Here is a 16,289-nt window from a genome sequence, read left to right as displayed (position 1 = left end):
GTATATCCATTTTGCAGCCAAATTGTGTACTTTTGCCTACCCATAGCGGACTCACAATAACCAACGAATGAAATCACTGTCATTACGCATCCCCTGGACATTTGTTTTATTATACCTATTATGCATAGCCTGTAATCCGCCTGCCGATAAGCATACCCGACGCCCTAATATCATTTACATCATGAGCGATGACCACGCCTACCAAGCCGTCAGCGCCTATGGCCACGGGCTGAATAAAACACCCAATATCGATCGGATCGCCCACGAGGGTGCACTTTTCACCCGCGCCACCGTGACCAATTCGCTGTGCGCGCCAAGCCGCGCGGTACTGCTGACCGGCAAGCACAGCTTCGTGAACGGCAAGGTGGACAACGAGCAACCGTTCGATTGGAATCAAAACAATTTTGCGAAGCTGCTGCAGCAAGCGGGGTACCAGACCGCGATGGTTGGCAAGATTCACATGGATGGCCTGCCGCAGGGATTCGACTATTCGGCCGTACTTCCCGGACAAGGGCATTATTACAATCCTGACTTCATTATCAACGGCGAAAAAAGGCAGTTGCATGGCTATGTCACAGACATCACCACCGACCTCGCGCTTGACTGGCTGGATCAACGAAACCCCGATCAACCGTTCTGCCTGTTGTATCACCAAAAAGCGCCACACCGCGAGTGGCTTCCTGCTGAGCGACACTATCCGGAATATACCCAAATGGAATTTCCCCGAGCCGTCAAGCCTGTTTGATGATTTTCAGGGCCGCGGTACCGCCGCAAAAACAGCGGAAATGAACATCCTGAAAGACATGAATTGGGCAGGCGATTCCAAGCTAAGGCCGGATGTGGTGGATGAACTGGGACTCATCAGCCCGATTGAATGGGATAAAGCGGCCTACAACAATAATCTCGGGCGCATGGATTCCGCCCAGCGTGCGGCCTGGGATGCGGTCTATGATCCCATCAATGATGCGTTCAGAAGAGATTTCCGCCTGCTATCGGACACCCAATTGATGCGCTGGCGCTACCAACGCTATATGCAGGATTACCTCGGATGCATCGCCTCCATCGATGATGGTGTCGGGAGACTGCTCGAATACCTTGAAGCTAATGGACTGGCGGAGAACACGATCGTGGTATATACTTCCGACCAGGGGTTCTACCTCGGTGAACATGGTTGGTTCGACAAGCGATTCATGTATGAAGAGTCGCTCCGCACCCCACTGCTGATCCGGTATCCCAAAGAAATCAAACCGGGAACGAAAATCGACGCACTGGTACAAAACCTTGATTTTGCTCCGACATTCCTGGACTATGCAGGGGCATCCATCCCGCCGGATATGCAGGGCGAATCATTCCGGGAGTTAGCCGCCGGACGCAGCCACGACTGGCGCGATGCCATCTACTACACGTATTACGAATATCCAGCCATCCATGCCGTCAAGCGGCACTACGGCATCCGGACCGACCGCTATAAACTGATCCACTTTTATTACGATATCGATGAGTGGGAACTGTATGATTTGCAAGAGGATCCCGGGGAAATGAAAAATGTATATGATGATCCCGCTTATAAAGAGGTACGGGACAGCATGCATAAGCGGCTAACCGCTGTCCGGACGCAATATGGGGATTCGGATGAAAACAATCATAAATACCTGCGATCCTATCTGGAAAAGGGGACCCCTTGACAACGCATACTCCGATGTCCGCGGGACAAAAAGGGTTTATTCCGTTGCCGAATACGTAACAATATCGACCCCGACGCCGTTGGGATCGACAATGGCGAAATGCCTGTCACCCCACGGTTCGTCCCTGAGGTCAATTGCTACCGGGACCCCTTTCGCTTTTACCGCTTCGTATAATTCATCCACATCCTCCACTTCGATGGTAAGATAGATTCCCTGGCCGCCAAATGCAGGCTGGAATAAGGGTTGCTGCGAAGGGTGATCAGGCAACAGAAAGCTGATTTCGGCGGTGTGGCCCGGGGTGTGCAACAGGAGATAAAACTCGTTTTCGAATGTTACCCCAAACCCCAGTGTTTCGGTGTAAAAGGCCTTGCTTTCGGCCAGTTTTTCGGTGATGATTCCTGCATTTAACTTCATTTTGTCTTGATTTTTGTGTTGCCTGCTACTTGCGTGCACGCAATAATTCTTTTGTTTTGCCTATGCAAAAATGCACCGAGATGGCGACCTAAAATTGTAAAAATCGGACGAGTTACCTTCCAAATGCGCGACTCGGTGTCACGCCATACAAGCTTTTGAACTCTTTGATAAAGTGGGCTTGATCGTAATAGCCTGCATCATAAAACAGCTTATTTTCCCGAAGATTTTGGGTTGAAGGTTTGGCGCGGAGGATATTTTGGAAACGCACCACTTTGGAAAACGTCTTTGCCGTGTCGCCAATATAGTATTCGAAAAGCCTCCGCAGCTGTCTCGGGCTGATTCCGCTATCGATGTCTTTTTCCAGGTTCAGCACACCCGATTTCTGCATGATCGTGGCAATGGCGCCGTATAAGCGCGGGTCCTGATTAAAATCGATATCGGCCAGATGCTGAAGAAAATAATCATCCAGCCGTTGCCAGACAGCAGGGGTGGGCAGGTCCGGGGCAAACCGATCCGCAACGAAACGGGCCATGGACGGAATGACAGCGCCCAAGTCCTCGGTACGGTTGCTCAACGAGGATGCGTCGACGCTGAACAACTGCGGAAACATCGTAGGCAGAAACCGGACACCGACGTAGTTAAACGCATTATCCAGTTCAAACTCCGTATACCGCTTACAAAAGCCCATCACGAAGCTCGCCTCAGGTCGGTCTAACTCGAAGAAGACATCGATGCATCCATCGGCCACTACCCGGTAAGTAAACGGCGCCCGTAGGGGAGCCTTCGTTTTGAGCTGCCAATAACAATAAATATACGGGCGCAGCCTATGATCCGGCAATATTTCTTCGTATGTCACCGACTCGCCCGCCGGTGTTATGGTAGGTTGTATGGGCTTATATCCCGCCCGTATGATGGTCAGCGTATCCAATGTTTAGCTTATTCGTCCTTCTCCAATATCCGCATCCGATAACAGTTCATCGCTGCCGTCCCCAATTGTTGCACCAGACGATAATTGACCACAGCACCTACAGCCGCACCAATCAAGGGGATCAGTTGCGCCATTTTCGCGAGATCGATATAATCGCGGTATTCCAATTGGAACGTCCGCCAGTCGAAGCTGTCAACGTCGTCGGGCAATTCCGCTGCGTAAGCTTCCCAACGGAGCAGACGGCTATATATTTCGCCGCGGTGCTTATGGCTCGAAAAAGCCAGCTGAAACACCGTGAGCAGGAAAAGCCGTTCTTTATACGTCTTTACATCAAAACCATATATCACTGCGATATCGAACAGCATTTTCATTTTAATGGCCAGCAGGGCCGGAAAATCAGCAATCCCCATTAAGATGCCGCCAGCTCCGGTAACAGCACCTTCGACGGAGGCCGTCTTTTTGTAGGTCTCAATAAGTCGCAATGCATACGCCTCGCGCAGTTGAAAACTACTGTACGTCCTCGGCGAAGCCATCGTATACTGCGCACCGAAAAGCACTCCCTTTACCATCTTCTCGATGGTGTAGGTAATCGCCTGATGCACCTTTTCGGGAATGAGGTTGTTGAGCTTGCTTTGTATGTTTTTCGCCCACACACTGCCGACCGGCTGCTTTTTGGTCATCTTAAGCTGCCAGAAAGCTAATTCGATCAATACCCTTTTGCGGTACTCCGGTGATATTTCTCCAAACGATTCGCCTTCCATCGTGTTTTTTAGATGGAACAAAGTGATATATTGTTACATCGCTTTGTATTGTTATAAAATCTATTAACTTTGTAGACTACAACATAAGGAGGAACGCAACATGAGCTTACGATTGGGTGACACCGCACCAAACTTCAAGGCGGTGACGACAATAGGAGAAATCGATTTTTACGACTACACCGAGGGCAGCTGGGTCGTATTATTTTCACATCCGGCCGACTATACGCCGGTGTGCACAACGGAGCTTGGACGTACAGCCAAGCTGAAAGCGGAGTTTGACAAACGGAATGTGAAGGTGCTGGCCGTAAGTGTGGACCCATTGGATAAGCATACCGGCTGGATAAACGACATTAATGAAACGCAAAACTGCGAAGTCGATTTTCCGCTGATTGCTGATGAAGACCGGAAGGTCTCCGAATTGTACGACATGATACATCCCAACGCGTCGGCAACCGCCACAGTTCGTTCGGTATTCATTATCGGACCGGATCGAAAAATCAAACTTACGCTGACCTACCCTGCTTCGACCGGGCGGAATTTCCTGGAAATTCTCCGCGTGATTGATTCACTGCAGCTCACTGCTGATTACAGTGTAGCCACACCGGCAGATTGGCAGCACGGTGAAGATGTCATTGTGGTACCGGCTGTCCCGACAGAAGAGATTCCGGAGCGGTTTCCCAAAGGGCACACCATCATCAAGCCCTACCTGCGTACGACGCCGCAGCCGAATATTTAGTCCGCTTGGGAAGGCAAGATACAAAGCAAGCAATAAAAAAGCGGTTGGACATCAGTACCAACCGCTTTCGTTATTTCACAAAGCCCACTAAAAGACTTTTATTAAATACACATAGTCCTGTATGCGTTTTATTTGTTCCGTTCGCCGCAGGCCATGAAGTGTATTCCTTTTGTTGATGGTTGGCCTGTTATCCAATGAATCCACCGGGACAGCCGAGATGGATTTCAACAAGGCCTCGGTTTTGATAGCAAATGAAGCTCCATCGATACCGGTTTGCTTCCCACTAATAATACCGATAACATTACCTTTACTGTCAAGGACCGGCCCTCCGCTGTTCCCGGGATTGACAGGAATGGACAATTGATAAGCCGTGGTATCCCCTGCATATCCTGTACGCGAGCTGAGGTAGCCTTGCCCGTAAACCACTTCATCCCGCGGGAACCCAATGGTGTACACATCCTCCCCAAGCTCCGACGGCGTCTCCTTAAACGTGTAAGGCGTAGCTTTCAATGCTTTGAACGTACTGTCCCGGATATATAACAAGGCCACATCATGACTGGGATCTTCATAAATCACCTCCGCTCTATAAACTTCTCCTTTGGTGTTTTGGAGATGTACCGAGTCAGCTCCTTTCACCACGTGGTAATTGGTCACGACATACCCGTTGGCTGACAAGAGGAAGCCCGTAGCGCCAAAGTGACTTTCGGCCTGCCCGTCTTTTAGCTTCTCGCTGTTGATGTTGCGTATCACCGCATTTTGCGCATTGACGTTTTTCTTTACGGTATTCATATCCCGCTTCAACTCACTGTAGTTGGTCGTGGTCTTTTGGATGGTTTTATAATACCCCGACAGCCATAATGTTGAAAATACGGCGACCACGGCAACACTCGCCGCAATCAATGAATTGATTTTATATTTATTCCATAGCGTCACCAGTATCGGTTCACGCCGGGCAGCATTCACCGGGCTTGCCTGATAGTTGGCCGCTACCGCCGACAGCGTGCGTTTAAATGCTACCCGGTCTGCATGTTCCTTCAGTTGCTGTAAAAATAACCGATGGGTGGCCAGCTGCTCAGCCGCCTCCGGATGCGTTTCACAATACTGTTCAAAAGCGATTCGCTCGCCGTTGTCCATTGCGCCGTTCAAATAGCGCTCCGCCCGTGTTATAAATTCCTGCTCGTTCATCATCTCCGTTTCACTTAACCGCTGTAAAAAATATTTTCTTTAACCGCTGCAAGCATTTGTATTTTTGGTTTTTCGCATTATCCGCGTTCGTATATCCGAATTTTTCGCAAATTTCCTGCATCGACAAATTCGATATATAGAAATCATGGATAATGGTTCGACAAGGTTCCCCCAGCTTGTCCAACGCCCGCTCCATCATCGACAGCTGTAAATCACGTTCATGATGCATCGCTAAATCCTCCTCCACCGGAATGATTTCCTCATAACTGTCTACATCATGATATACCCGCCCTTGACTGGCCAGTTGCTTAAGCCACAGCCGGCGGCACACCGAGTAAAGATAAGTTTTTAACTTACTGCTCAACGTAAAATTACCCTGCCTAATTTTATCGTACAGCACAATAATTGCCTCTTGAAAGATATCCTTCGCCTCCTCCTCCGTACCGTTATTTCGCAGCACCATGTTTAACACCATGGGGAAATAATCGCTATATAATCCGGCCAAAACGGTGGCATTGCCATGGGCAATACCGTCAACGGTTTTCTGATCAGCTTCCGGTATGGCAGTCTTATTCAATTTACTCACTTATTAATACGCTTTTACCCCGAATAGTAACCCATATCCCTTGCCAAACGTAATACTTTTTTTTGATTATTTGGCTGGTGATCCGTGATGGGTAATCGGCGACCGTTCATTAAAATAATCCCTATCTTAGCCGCAAAATTAAGAGTCATGCACAATACTGCCCAATTGCAGCAACGGATAATAGAAGGGCTGAAGGAAATTGATATGCCCGAATTTCCCCAAAACCTCTATGAACCCATCAAATACCTCTTGCAAATTGGCGGCAAGCGTATCCGTCCATTGCTTACCTTGCTGGCGGCCGACCTATTTTCCGTTGACGACACGGATAACGCACTGCCAGCTGCACTGGCGGTCGAACTGTTCCACAATTTCTCGTTGATGCATGACGATATCATGGACAATGCCCCGTTGCGGCGGGGGCAGCAAACTGTCCATGAAAAATGGAATCCCAACGTGGCCATTCTTTCGGGCGACAACCTGCTTATCATGGCTTACCGGCAACTGGCAAAATGCCCACCTGAAAAATTGCCGCAGCTTTTGGAGGCGTTCAACACCATGGCAACCGAAGTGTGCGAAGGGCAGCAACTGGATATGGATTTCGAAAACATGGCATCGGTGGGTATTGATGATTACCTCCGGATGATCCGGCTAAAAACCTCTGTCTTGCTTGGCACCGCCCTGAAGATGGGTGCAATTCTGGGCAATGCGGATGACAATGACGCGCAACACCTATATGACTTCGGCGTGAATGTCGGTCTGGCTTTCCAGTTGCAGGATGACATCCTTGATGTATATGGCGACCCCGCACAGTTCGGCAAGCAAAGGGGGGGCGACATCCTGGCCAATAAGAAGACGTACCTGTTGATTAAGGCCCTTGAAACGGCAGGCACGGACATCCGGCCGGAACTGGACCGGTGGCTGGCCACCGATGGTCCGGCGGAAGCGAAGGTAAACGCCGTAACGGTGCTATACGACCGGCTCGGTGTCAGGCAGGCGGCTGAGTTGGCCAAACAGCGATACATCGAGCAGGCTTATGCGGCATTGGATGCCATCGGCGTTCATACAACCCGTAAAACGCCTTTGCGGACATTGGCACAGACTTTACTCAACCGGACGAGCTGACGTTCCCGGAGCAGCGGCTCAACGCGCCGTTTTCACCCGTAACACCAGCGCTGCGGCAACAAGCAGCAATACGCCTGCCATCATAATCGAATAAATTGGTTGCCCACCGAAAGCGTATTTCACGAGGTAGCCGCCGAAGAAGCCATTCACGATCTGCGGAAAGGTGATAAAGAAATTGAAAATCCCCATATACACCCCCATCTTGCGCGCCGGGATGCTGCCGGACAGGATGGCGTAAGGCATCGCCAGTATACTGCCCCAAGCCATCCCGACCCCAACCATCGGCAACAAAAGAAACCGGGGGTCCGGAATGAAGTAAATAGCAATTAGGGCGATACCGCCGGCTACCAAGGACACGGCGTGCGCTCCTTTTGTGCCCATCCGCCGGGCAATCAGCGGCAGCGCCAGGGCGTAAACCGCAGCGACCCCGTTGTACACACCGAATAAAATGCCAACCCAGTTTCCGGCGTCTGCGTATCGCAGGGAGAACGTATCGCCCGCACGCACGCCGTATACATGCTGCGCGATAGCCGGCGTCGTGAACACCCACATGGAAAACAAGGCAAACCACGAAAAAAACTGAACCCATCCCAGCTGCTTCATCACTTGCGGCATCTCACGGAAATCCCGCCATATCGCCCATAACCCGCTGCGCTTGCCGGCCGGCTGCTCAGCTCCGCTTGCCGCCTCAAAACGTTCCAGCGCTTCGGGTGGATATTCCCGCGTGGTCACCACCGTCCACAGTACTGCGCCCAGCAGCACTGCGCCGCCGATATAGAACGAAAACAGCACGTTGTCCGGTATATATCCCGTCTCCGCGGTTTTGGGTACCCCCACCCATTCCGCCAGGATATAGGGCAACCAAGAGCCGGCCACCGCCCCTAACCCGATGAGAAAAGACTGTACCGAATACCCGACACTCCGTTGCTCATCGGGCAGCTTATCGGCCACCAGCGCCCGGAACGGCTCCATCGCGACATTGAATGACGCGTCCATAATCATCAGCATACCCGCCCCAATCCACAACGATGGCAGCAGTGCGGTCAGCGCGGCCGCATTAGGCATCAGCACGAGCGCGACGGCAGAGCACAACGCACCTGCCAGGAAATAGGGCCGCCTGCGCCCCAGCCTCGTCCACGTCCGATCACTATAGTGCCCCACAATGGGCTGGATGACCATGCCCGTGAGCGGTGCTGCGAGCCAAAACAGCGACAACTGCTCAATATCGGCCCCGAATGTCTGCAAGATGCGGGAGGCGTTGCCGTTCTGCAATGCAAAGCCGAACTGGATACCCAAAAACCCAACGCTCATACTTACAATCTGGCCAAGGCGCAGGCGCGGCTTTTTCACAACATTCATATCCGATGCCCTCCCGCCAGTTCAACGCTCGCTTCACGTGGCACACGGTACGGATGACCAAAGACAAAAACCGTGAGCGGATCGCTGCCACTATGAGCCAATAACACTCCTGAACGGCTTACCTTAACCGTCAGCACCGTACCGCGGAACCGGATACTGAATTCGTACGATTGCCACTTCACCGGCAACATGGGGCTGAAATGCAGCCGTCCATCCCGAACGCGCATACCCGCAAAGCCTTCCACGATGCTCATCCATGTGCCCGCCATGGATGTGATGTGAAGCCCATCTTCCGTATCGTTGTTATAATCGTCAAGGTCAAGCCTTGCCGTGCGCAGATAAAATTGGTAAGCCCGCTCTTCATCGCCCAGCTTGGCCGCCAGGATAGCATGCACGCACGGTGACAGCGAGCTTTCATGTACGGTAAGCGGCTCGTAAAAGTCAACATTCCGCCGTATGGTCTCCAGATCAAAGCGATCTTCAAGCAAATATATGCCCTGCAGTACGTCGGCTTGCTTGATGTAGCACGATCGCAGAATGCGATCCCAGCTCCAATGCTGGTTCAGCGGCCGCTGTTCAGCCGGCAGTGATTCGGCCGGCACCAGTTCTTTATCCAGAAAACCGTCTTGTTGCAGGAAAATACCCCTCTCGCCATCTACCGGATAGTACATTTTTTCGACAATCGTTTCCCATGTGCCGGTTTCATGCCGCTCGTCGAAAGCCGTCCTGGTGATAACAGCCTCATACTTGGCAGGCCAGGCATGCCGGACGGCAGGAAGGGCCTCGAGCGCATACGTTAAGCACCATACCGCCATCGTATTGGTATACCAGTTGTTGTTGACGTTGTTTTCATACTCATTCGGCCCCGTTACACCCAGTATCACATAGCGCTGCCGGTATTCGCTCCAGTTGACGCGCTGTGCCCAGAAACGCGCAATACCGATGAGCACCTCCAGCCCATAGTCTGCGAGGTACTCATCGTCCCCTGTGTACCGGACATAATTGTAGATGGCAAACGCGATGGCGCCGTTGCGGTGGATCTCTTCAAATGTGATTTCCCATTCGTTATGACACTCTTCGCCATTCATCGTAACCATCGGGAAAAGCGCCGCTCCGCCATCAAAGCCCAGTTTGCGGGCGTTTTCAATCGCCTTGGGCAAATGCCTGTAGCGATACAGCAGCAGGTTTTTAGCCACGGCCGGCGGCGCCGTGGCCAGGTAAAACGGCAGGCAATACGCTTCGGTATCCCAGTAGGTAGCCCCACCGTACTTTTCGCCGGTAAAGCCCTTGGGACCGATATTGAGCCGCTCATCTTCACCGGAGTAGGTCTGATGCAGCTGGAAGATGTTGAACCGTATGGCCTGCTGGGCAGCAATGTCTCCCCCGATGCGGATATCACTTTCTTCCCATTTTTGGCCCCAAGCTTCAGATTGTTCAGCCATCATGCGATCAAAACCTTTGGCCACCACCCGGTCCAGCATGGCCGATGCCCGTGCCTCCATGTCCGCTTTGGGATGGTTTTCAGACGAAAGGACGACGGCATATTTCCGTACGGCGATGCTCTGGCCGGCAGCCAGATCGAATGTTACGGACTTGCCGATGTAATCATCCCGTCTGACATCCTGTTCACTGCACTGAATGCGCCCTTCATCAGCCAGCAGCTCATAGTGCATGCCCGTGGTCACCCAAAAGTCCGTTTTTTTGGTGCGCATGGTCAATACCGACCGGTTCGGGGCGGTGCTGGCAGCGACGTACTCCCAGAACGTCTCATCATAATTCGAATCCATATTGCGGACACCACCGTCAAGATAAGGAATCACGACAAAGCGCCCGTCGAAATTCCGGGCACTTATCCGGTAGCTAAGGGCCCCGCATTCGTCATCCACCAAGCTGCAAAACCGGGTGGCTTCCACGGCTACTTCCCTGCCGTCCTCGAAACGCGCAGTAAAACTCCGGCTCAGGTAGCCATCCTTCATGCAAAGCTGCCGCCTGAAACGGAGGATTTCCAACCGATGGAGATCCAACGGTTCACCGTCAACGAAAACGTCGATACCGATCCAGCTGGGGGCGTTCAGCACCTTGGCGAAATACTCCGGGTATCCGTTTTTCCACCACCCCACGCGAGTTTTGTCGGGATAATAAACCCCGGCAACATATGACCCTTGGAGGCTTTCGCCGCCGTAACGCTCTTCAAAGTTGGCCCGCTGTCCCATACGTCCGTTGCCGATGCTGAAAATACTTTCCGAAACTTTGTTCAGCGCAGGATTAAATCCTTCTTCGATAATGTTCCATTCGTCATGTTTGATATAGTTCTTCATCCAACGTTCATTTTATGTGCTTTCGTCAATCTATCTTCAAGTCCGCCAACCCTGCAACCACAAGGTCTGCCCGTTGCAGCGCTGTCCCGCTGCCAATGCCCACCGCGGACATGCCGGCAGCCTTTGCCGCATCGATGCCCGCCTGGGCATCTTCAAAAACCAGGCACGCATCCGGCGCAGCGCCCAGCGCTTCGGCCGCACGGAGAAACACTTCGGGGTGCGGCTTGGACAGCACTACCGCGTTGCCGTCAATAACCGCGTCGAAATACCCTTGCAGGCCCGTGCGATCCAGGATGAGCCGGGCATTTTTGCTGGCCGACCCCAACGCCGTGCGGATGCCAGTTGCCTTCGCCGCACGCAGAAAGGCCAGCACACCGGGCAGCACATCGTCAGGCCCCATACGTTCCACAAGTTCCAGATACCATGCATTCTTCTTTTCGGCGAGGTGCTCCTTGTCCAAACCGGCCTGCTGCATCCGTCCCCAGGTGAGCACTTGCTCCAGCGACTGCATGCGGCTTACGCCTTTGAGCAGTTCATTCTGCTGCATGGAAAAGTCAAAGCCCAGCTCATTGGCCAGCCGCCTCCACGCCCGGTAGTGAAACGTAGCTGTGTCTACCAGCACCCCATCCAAATCAAAGATGAAAGCTTCTTTGCCAGCAGCGAGCTGTTTCCAGTTGTTCCTGTCGCCTGTCATAGTAATTCCAGCACCGCCGTGGATTTGGCGTTCAACCTGAGGGGAGCGGTAAGGTTTACAGTATTCCCGTTGATGATATCCTTGGCACGCGTGGCTGACCGGATGCGCTCTTCAAAGCGGGAGACATCAATTTCAGCTTCATCCTCTCCGGTATTCATCACCACCATCACCGTCTTTTCATCGTTGTAACGGAAATAAACGTACACGGCATCTTCCGGCACATACTGCATCATCCGGCCCGTTTGCAGCACCGGATTGCTTTTGCGGTAGTTAGCCAGCGTGCGGATGTACTGGAAAATGTCGTTTTCCATTGCCGACCGTCCGGCCCCGGTAAACTTATCCACGGTATCTACCGGCCAGCCGCCGGGAAAATCCTCCCGTACCAGGCCATCCGGATTGGCAAAATTCTTCATGGCTATTTCCGCACCATAATAAAGCTGCGGGATGCCTCTTGTCGTCATCAGCCAAGCCAGGCCGGACTTATACTTATCCACATTTTCGCCCACTTCTGAAAAGAAGCGGCTCTTGTCATGATTATCCAGGAACACCACGTTGCGGTACGCATCTTCATAGACGAAGTCGTTGGCCAGGACGCTGTACAGCCTATTCACACCGTCGGTCCAGCCGAACGACCCATTGAGCGCTTCGATGATGGCAAAGTGCGTCTGAAAGTCCGTCACCCCGGGCATATGCGTATCAAACCGCTGGTTAATGGTGCTGCCCTGGGTATATACCGCCTGGTTGGGCACACCATGCACCCAGGTTTCGCCGAAGAACGTCAGCTCCGGATATTCCGCCTTGATGAGCCTACCCCAATCGGCCATGAAATCCAGATCGTTATACGGATACGTATCCAGGCGGAAGCCATCAACTCCGGCATACTCCACCCACCAGATGTGGCTTTGCGTAATGTATTTGCGCACATACGGATTACGGTGATTCATGTCTGGCATGGTGGGTACAAACCACCCATCGGTCATCCGTTTCCGGTCAGCCTCGGCGGCATAGGGATCAAAAATCACCTGATCTTTATACGTCGTATTGGTATAGGTGGGCCATTGGTTCAGCCAGTCCGGAGCAGGCGGGTCAAGAACGGTCCAGTGCCGCAGCCCGACGTGGTTGTGCACTAAATCTTTTATCAGCTTCATACCCCTTCGGTGGAGTTCATCTGCCAGTTTCCGGTACAGCTCATTGTCACCGAATCTGGGGTCCACTTGATAGTTTTCTGTCGCCGCATAGCCGTGGTAAGAAGCCTGTTCCATATCATTCGTCAACACCGGATTAAGCCAAAGGGCCGTCACCCCAAGGTCATGGAGGTAGTCCAGCTTGTTGATAATGCCCTGAAGGTCGCCCCCGTGGCGGTAATACATCGAGTCGCGGTTTAATGCCGTTTCACGCATGCCCGGCACGATGTCATTGCTCGTGCCGCCGTTGGCAAAGCGATCCGGCATGATCAGGTAAATCACATCGTCGCTACGGACACCCTGTGCCTTAGTCCTGTCGGCTTCGCGGGCCTTCAGTTCATACTCCCAACTGAAGGTCCGGCCATCGGATCCATTGAACACAATGGGCACATTACCCGGTGTGGTACTGGGCGCAATATGCAGGTCCAGAAACAGGTAATTCGGGTTTTCCACCCGGTGCACTTGGGTGAGCTGTACGCCCGGAAACACGATTTCCGGCTCATAAGCCGCAATATTTTCGCCATATACCAGCAATTGCAATTCAGGGTTGTGCATGCCTACCCACCAGTGGAGCGGCTCTACGCGCGCTACGGACTGGCCGGACGCGCCTGCCGGCATCCCCAGGCTCAGCGCCAGGAGACATGCCGGTATCCATCTGAAAAATACATTCATCTCGTAAAAACTGATTTTTTATTGTTTCACCATGGTGTACACTTTGGCTACCGGATCAAACGTAATGACATACGTACCGCTTTCGGTATGCGCGATATCCGGCCCACCTTCCACCAGTTCACCGTCCTGCACGCCGAAGTTGACCGACCAGTCGTGGTTTTTCCTGAACTTAAATGCTCCGGGATTCAACGTTACGGTCACCTTCCACACGGCATTGGCGTTGTCATACACCATGTCTGTATCGGTATCCCATCCCCCGGGTGTAGCGCTGCCGATTAGCCCCCACGAGTGGTCGGTATAGCCAATGGTATTATCGTTGGTATTGACGGTGACCTCAAGGTTTCCAGCTCGCGGCGCTTTGATATTGGCACCTCCATTCAGCACAATGGAGCCAGGTTCATCCTCACCGTAGGAATCATCCCAATTGCGGGCCGGGGTGAGTTTAAACTCCGAACCTGCCTCGGGGAACCGGATAATACCCGTATAGATGCCGTTGCTCGTTGGCGACACCAGGCTTTCGGCCGTAGCCGGATCCCACCCCTGGTAAGCCCCGGGGACATACAGGTAACTGATAGCAGCATAAGGCGTCACCGTCAGTTGCACCACGTTTGAGTAAAGCGGTTCCACTGCTTCGTTTATCCTTGCACGTGTCCGCACTTCCACTTCACTCGCCTCTCCCACCGGGAGTTCAAGGGCCAGCAGGAGGCTGTTGAAGTCATAGGTCGTGAAGCCTGCGCTGTTTTCACCGGCCGTAACAATGCGCTCCCTTGGTTGTTCGAAGTTCGTCCCCTTGCGGGCCACCTGGAGGGTGTTGGTCACTGCCGCAGCATAGCCGAAGTCAGCAGGCGTCCAGGAAAAACGGATAGCCTCCTCATCGGCATGCTCGCGTTCCAGAACAAGTGTGTTTTCAGATGCCTGCAGTGCCGGACCATCGCCCGGTTGCAGCACCAGCCGTGATTCGTCTTTATCGCAGGCGGTAATCATCAACATTCCGATAGCCGCAAAAAACAAGCTGCTTAAATATGATCTGTTCATGGCAATAGTCTAATTGTTAATAACCGGTATTTTGTGTCAGATTCGGGTTGGCAATCAAATCAGCCGCCGGAATAGGGAAAAGCGTCCGGTAACTTTCAACGCCCGCGCCATTAGCCACGCCCCCCTTAAACGGCCAAAGATAATCACCGGATGTAAACCTGCCGTAACGGATCAGGTCGGTGCGTCTGAAAGCCTCCCAATACAGTTCGCGGCTCCGCTCATTTAAAATGCCATCCAGCGAGATGCTGGTTACATTGCCGGAAGTATTGCCATAAGCCCTTTCACGGAGCCTGTTGATGTAGGCTATCGCCTGGGCAGTACTGCCGCCATTGCCCCCACGCAGCACGGCTTCCGCATAAATCAGGTATTGCTCAGCAAGCCGGAACAGGGGGAAATCCGTGGAACAGAACACCCCGTTGACCGACCGGCCATTTTCGCCCGAAGACGTGACGTTCCTGAACTTGGCCACCGCCAATCCCTGGGTAAACAAACTGGGATCTTCAATATCCGGCTGATCGCCCATAAACATGGCCCGTGTATCTGTAGCACCACTATGGTCGTCGAATGCCAGCGGCAGTGTGCTCCGGCTGCGGTTGCCACCCCATCCGCCGTTCGGTATGCCAAAAGACGCAGGCCCCATTGACGAATGCACCGACGAATTAATCAGGAAGGTCGTTCCCCCATTGTTCTGGGTCTGAATGCCATCGTAATTGATGGATAGGATGACCTCCGGATTGTTCTGGTCATTATCTGCCAGAAACAGGTGCCGGTAGTTTTCCATCAACGAATATCCGGCATCGATCACCTTCGTTGCATAGGTGATGGCTTCGGTGTACTTTCCATTGCCTGTGCCCAGATAGGTTTCGGCATTCAAGTACATGCGGGCCAGCAGGGCCCATGCAGCCGCCTTATCTGCCCGTCCGTACTCATTCTGGTGGGGATCGGTCAGCTGTGTCTCCAGATCCAGCAATTCTGATTCTACATATCCAAACAGCTCCGCCCGAGTTATCTGCCGCGGGGGAACCTTGCCTATCCCATCCGTCTCGGTGATAAACGGCGGATTCCCGAAAAGATCCATCAGCACCCAATACTGGAATGCCCGAAGAAAACGAGCTTCCAGACGGTAATGGGCAATTTCCTGTGCTTCTGAGCCGGAAATCCCCCGTTGGTTCAGCTTTTCGTCCGTGCTTTCCCGTAGGAACTCATTCGCTACGGTAATCTGGTAAATGCTCCGAGTATAAAGCCCCCGCAGCATAATATGGCTGGAATTCCAGCTCATGTAATTCAGGTCGGGAATCCCGGGGTCACCAAGCCATGCACATATAGCCTCATCCGTTGTCAGCTCCTGCGCATTCCAGTACAGCCGCAAAAAGTCAGACGTACCAGCGTCGATCCCGCCGAGGTCACTTTCTCCCGGCCCTCTGCCGCTGGTTGTAGCAAAACTGCCATAGACTTTAGCCAGCGCGCTTTTATACCCCTCAGGTGTACTAAAAGCCATGTCTGCTGTGATATCGTTAGTCGGCACCAGGTCCAGATTCTGGCTACACGCGGCAAACATCCAAGCTGCCAGCAAGCCCGTTTTCATTAATATCGTTGTTCTCTTCATCGCC

At 52.7% G+C, this 16,289-nt stretch carries 15 protein-coding genes; 4 read left to right on the top strand and 11 right to left on the bottom strand.

What is annotated here, in order from left to right; genetic code table 11:
• Positions 1–67: 67 nt before the first annotated feature.
• Both JHJ32_RS01660 and JHJ32_RS01655 read left to right on the top strand, forming a co-directional pair.
• Complete coding sequence (locus JHJ32_RS01660; RefSeq protein WP_200119410.1) at positions 68–745, top strand: sulfatase-like hydrolase/transferase; 678 nt, start codon at positions 68–70, stop codon at positions 743–745.
• A gap of 40 nt (positions 746–785) precedes the next feature.
• The gene (locus JHJ32_RS01655; protein ID WP_200119408.1) at positions 786–1,685 is read left to right on the top strand and encodes a sulfatase/phosphatase domain-containing protein; all 900 of its coding nucleotides are present in this window, start codon (positions 786–788) and stop codon (positions 1,683–1,685) included.
• Between the two features lie 36 nt (positions 1,686–1,721).
• On the opposite strand, the gene JHJ32_RS01650 is transcribed toward JHJ32_RS01655, so the two are convergent.
• The 3 genes from JHJ32_RS01650 to JHJ32_RS01640 all read right to left on the bottom strand — a co-directional run bounded on the left by JHJ32_RS01650 (position 1,722) and on the right by JHJ32_RS01640 (position 3,788).
• Positions 1,722–2,099, bottom strand: coding sequence for a VOC family protein (locus tag JHJ32_RS01650; protein WP_090970906.1), 378 nt, complete (start codon positions 2,097–2,099; stop codon positions 1,722–1,724).
• Positions 2,100–2,211: 112 nt separating this feature from the next.
• Positions 2,212–3,027 (bottom strand): helix-turn-helix domain-containing protein, encoded by an 816-nt coding sequence (locus JHJ32_RS01645; protein ID WP_233632429.1) that lies wholly within the window; start codon positions 3,025–3,027, stop codon positions 2,212–2,214.
• 8 nt (positions 3,028–3,035) lie between these two features.
• Positions 3,036–3,788, bottom strand: coding sequence for an EcsC family protein (locus JHJ32_RS01640; RefSeq protein ID WP_200119407.1), 753 nt, complete (start codon positions 3,786–3,788; stop codon positions 3,036–3,038).
• 100 nt (positions 3,789–3,888) lie between these two features.
• Here JHJ32_RS01640 and JHJ32_RS01635 point away from each other — a divergent pair, with 100 nt between their 5' ends.
• A complete protein-coding gene (locus JHJ32_RS01635; RefSeq protein WP_079714898.1) occupies positions 3,889–4,524 on the top strand; it encodes a peroxiredoxin in 636 nt (211 codons plus the stop codon).
• 87 nt (positions 4,525–4,611) lie between these two features.
• On the opposite strand, the gene JHJ32_RS01630 is transcribed toward JHJ32_RS01635, so the two are convergent.
• Together JHJ32_RS01630 and JHJ32_RS01625 are read right to left on the bottom strand one after the other, a co-directional pair.
• Positions 4,612–5,712, bottom strand: coding sequence for a serine protease (locus tag JHJ32_RS01630; protein ID WP_200119404.1), 1,101 nt, complete (start codon positions 5,710–5,712; stop codon positions 4,612–4,614).
• 7 nt (positions 5,713–5,719) lie between these two features.
• On the bottom strand, positions 5,720–6,295 hold the full coding sequence (locus JHJ32_RS01625) for a sigma-70 family RNA polymerase sigma factor (protein WP_200119401.1): 576 nt from the start codon (positions 6,293–6,295) through the stop codon (positions 5,720–5,722).
• A gap of 147 nt (positions 6,296–6,442) precedes the next feature.
• Between JHJ32_RS01625 and JHJ32_RS01620 the strand changes: the two genes are divergently transcribed.
• Complete coding sequence (locus tag JHJ32_RS01620) at positions 6,443–7,417, top strand: polyprenyl synthetase family protein (protein WP_079714895.1); 975 nt, start codon at positions 6,443–6,445, stop codon at positions 7,415–7,417.
• Between the two features lie 18 nt (positions 7,418–7,435).
• Here JHJ32_RS01620 and JHJ32_RS01615 read toward each other — a convergent pair whose 3' ends face one another.
• From JHJ32_RS01615 to JHJ32_RS01590, 6 genes are read right to left on the bottom strand one after another with little or no spacing between them, the layout of a single operon-like run.
• Positions 7,436–8,776, bottom strand: coding sequence for an MFS transporter (locus JHJ32_RS01615; protein WP_200119399.1), 1,341 nt, complete (start codon positions 8,774–8,776; stop codon positions 7,436–7,438).
• On the bottom strand, positions 8,773–11,094 hold the full coding sequence (locus tag JHJ32_RS01610) for a glycoside hydrolase family 65 protein (RefSeq protein ID WP_200119396.1): 2,322 nt from the start codon (positions 11,092–11,094) through the stop codon (positions 8,773–8,775). The genes JHJ32_RS01615 and JHJ32_RS01610 overlap by 4 nt, the downstream gene beginning before the upstream one ends.
• 25 nt (positions 11,095–11,119) lie before the next feature.
• On the bottom strand, positions 11,120–11,788 hold the full coding sequence (gene pgmB / locus JHJ32_RS01605; RefSeq protein ID WP_200119394.1) for a beta-phosphoglucomutase: 669 nt from the start codon (positions 11,786–11,788) through the stop codon (positions 11,120–11,122).
• Positions 11,785–13,644, bottom strand: a complete 1,860-nt coding sequence (locus JHJ32_RS01600) for a glycoside hydrolase family 13 protein (RefSeq protein WP_233632428.1) — start codon at positions 13,642–13,644, stop codon at positions 11,785–11,787. Before JHJ32_RS01600 ends, pgmB begins: the two co-directional genes overlap by 4 nt.
• A gap of 18 nt (positions 13,645–13,662) precedes the next feature.
• The gene (locus tag JHJ32_RS01595) at positions 13,663–14,679 is read right to left on the bottom strand and encodes a SusE domain-containing protein (protein ID WP_200119391.1); all 1,017 of its coding nucleotides are present in this window, start codon (positions 14,677–14,679) and stop codon (positions 13,663–13,665) included.
• A gap of 16 nt (positions 14,680–14,695) precedes the next feature.
• Positions 14,696–16,285 (bottom strand): RagB/SusD family nutrient uptake outer membrane protein, encoded by a 1,590-nt coding sequence (locus JHJ32_RS01590; RefSeq protein WP_233632427.1) that lies wholly within the window; start codon positions 16,283–16,285, stop codon positions 14,696–14,698.
• Positions 16,286–16,289: the final 4 nt, after the last annotated feature.

It is taken from the genome of Parapedobacter sp. ISTM3 (assembly GCF_016533505.1).
Lineage (GTDB): Bacteria > Bacteroidota > Bacteroidia > Sphingobacteriales > Sphingobacteriaceae > Parapedobacter > Parapedobacter luteus.
Note: the sequence above shows the minus strand (reverse complement) of the source record. Positions and strands in the feature narration are given on the sequence as shown.

Bases quoted from the DNA above. Each gene is read 5' to 3' on its own strand.
- JHJ32_RS01660 (WP_200119410.1), top strand. From the start codon at position 68: ATGAAATCACTGTCATTACGCATCCCCTGGACATTTGTTTTATTATAC.
- JHJ32_RS01655 (WP_200119408.1), top strand. From the start codon at position 786: ATGAACATCCTGAAAGACATGAATTGGGCAGGCGATTCCAAGCTAAGG.
- JHJ32_RS01650 (WP_090970906.1), bottom strand. From the start codon at position 2,099: ATGAAGTTAAATGCAGGAATCATCACCGAAAAACTGGCCGAAAGCAAG.
- JHJ32_RS01640 (WP_200119407.1), bottom strand. From the start codon at position 3,788: ATGGAAGGCGAATCGTTTGGAGAAATATCACCGGAGTACCGCAAAAGG.
- JHJ32_RS01635 (WP_079714898.1), top strand. From the start codon at position 3,889: ATGAGCTTACGATTGGGTGACACCGCACCAAACTTCAAGGCGGTGACG.
- JHJ32_RS01630 (WP_200119404.1), bottom strand. From the start codon at position 5,712: ATGATGAACGAGCAGGAATTTATAACACGGGCGGAGCGCTATTTGAAC.
- JHJ32_RS01620 (WP_079714895.1), top strand. From the start codon at position 6,443: ATGCACAATACTGCCCAATTGCAGCAACGGATAATAGAAGGGCTGAAG.
- JHJ32_RS01615 (WP_200119399.1), bottom strand. From the start codon at position 8,776: ATGAATGTTGTGAAAAAGCCGCGCCTGCGCCTTGGCCAGATTGTAAGT.
- JHJ32_RS01610 (WP_200119396.1), bottom strand. From the start codon at position 11,094: ATGAAGAACTATATCAAACATGACGAATGGAACATTATCGAAGAAGGA.
- pgmB (WP_200119394.1), bottom strand. From the start codon at position 11,788: ATGACAGGCGACAGGAACAACTGGAAACAGCTCGCTGCTGGCAAAGAA.
- JHJ32_RS01600 (WP_233632428.1), bottom strand. From the start codon at position 13,644: ATGAATGTATTTTTCAGATGGATACCGGCATGTCTCCTGGCGCTGAGC.
- JHJ32_RS01595 (WP_200119391.1), bottom strand. From the start codon at position 14,679: ATGAACAGATCATATTTAAGCAGCTTGTTTTTTGCGGCTATCGGAATG.
- JHJ32_RS01590 (WP_233632427.1), bottom strand. From the start codon at position 16,285: ATGAAGAGAACAACGATATTAATGAAAACGGGCTTGCTGGCAGCTTGG.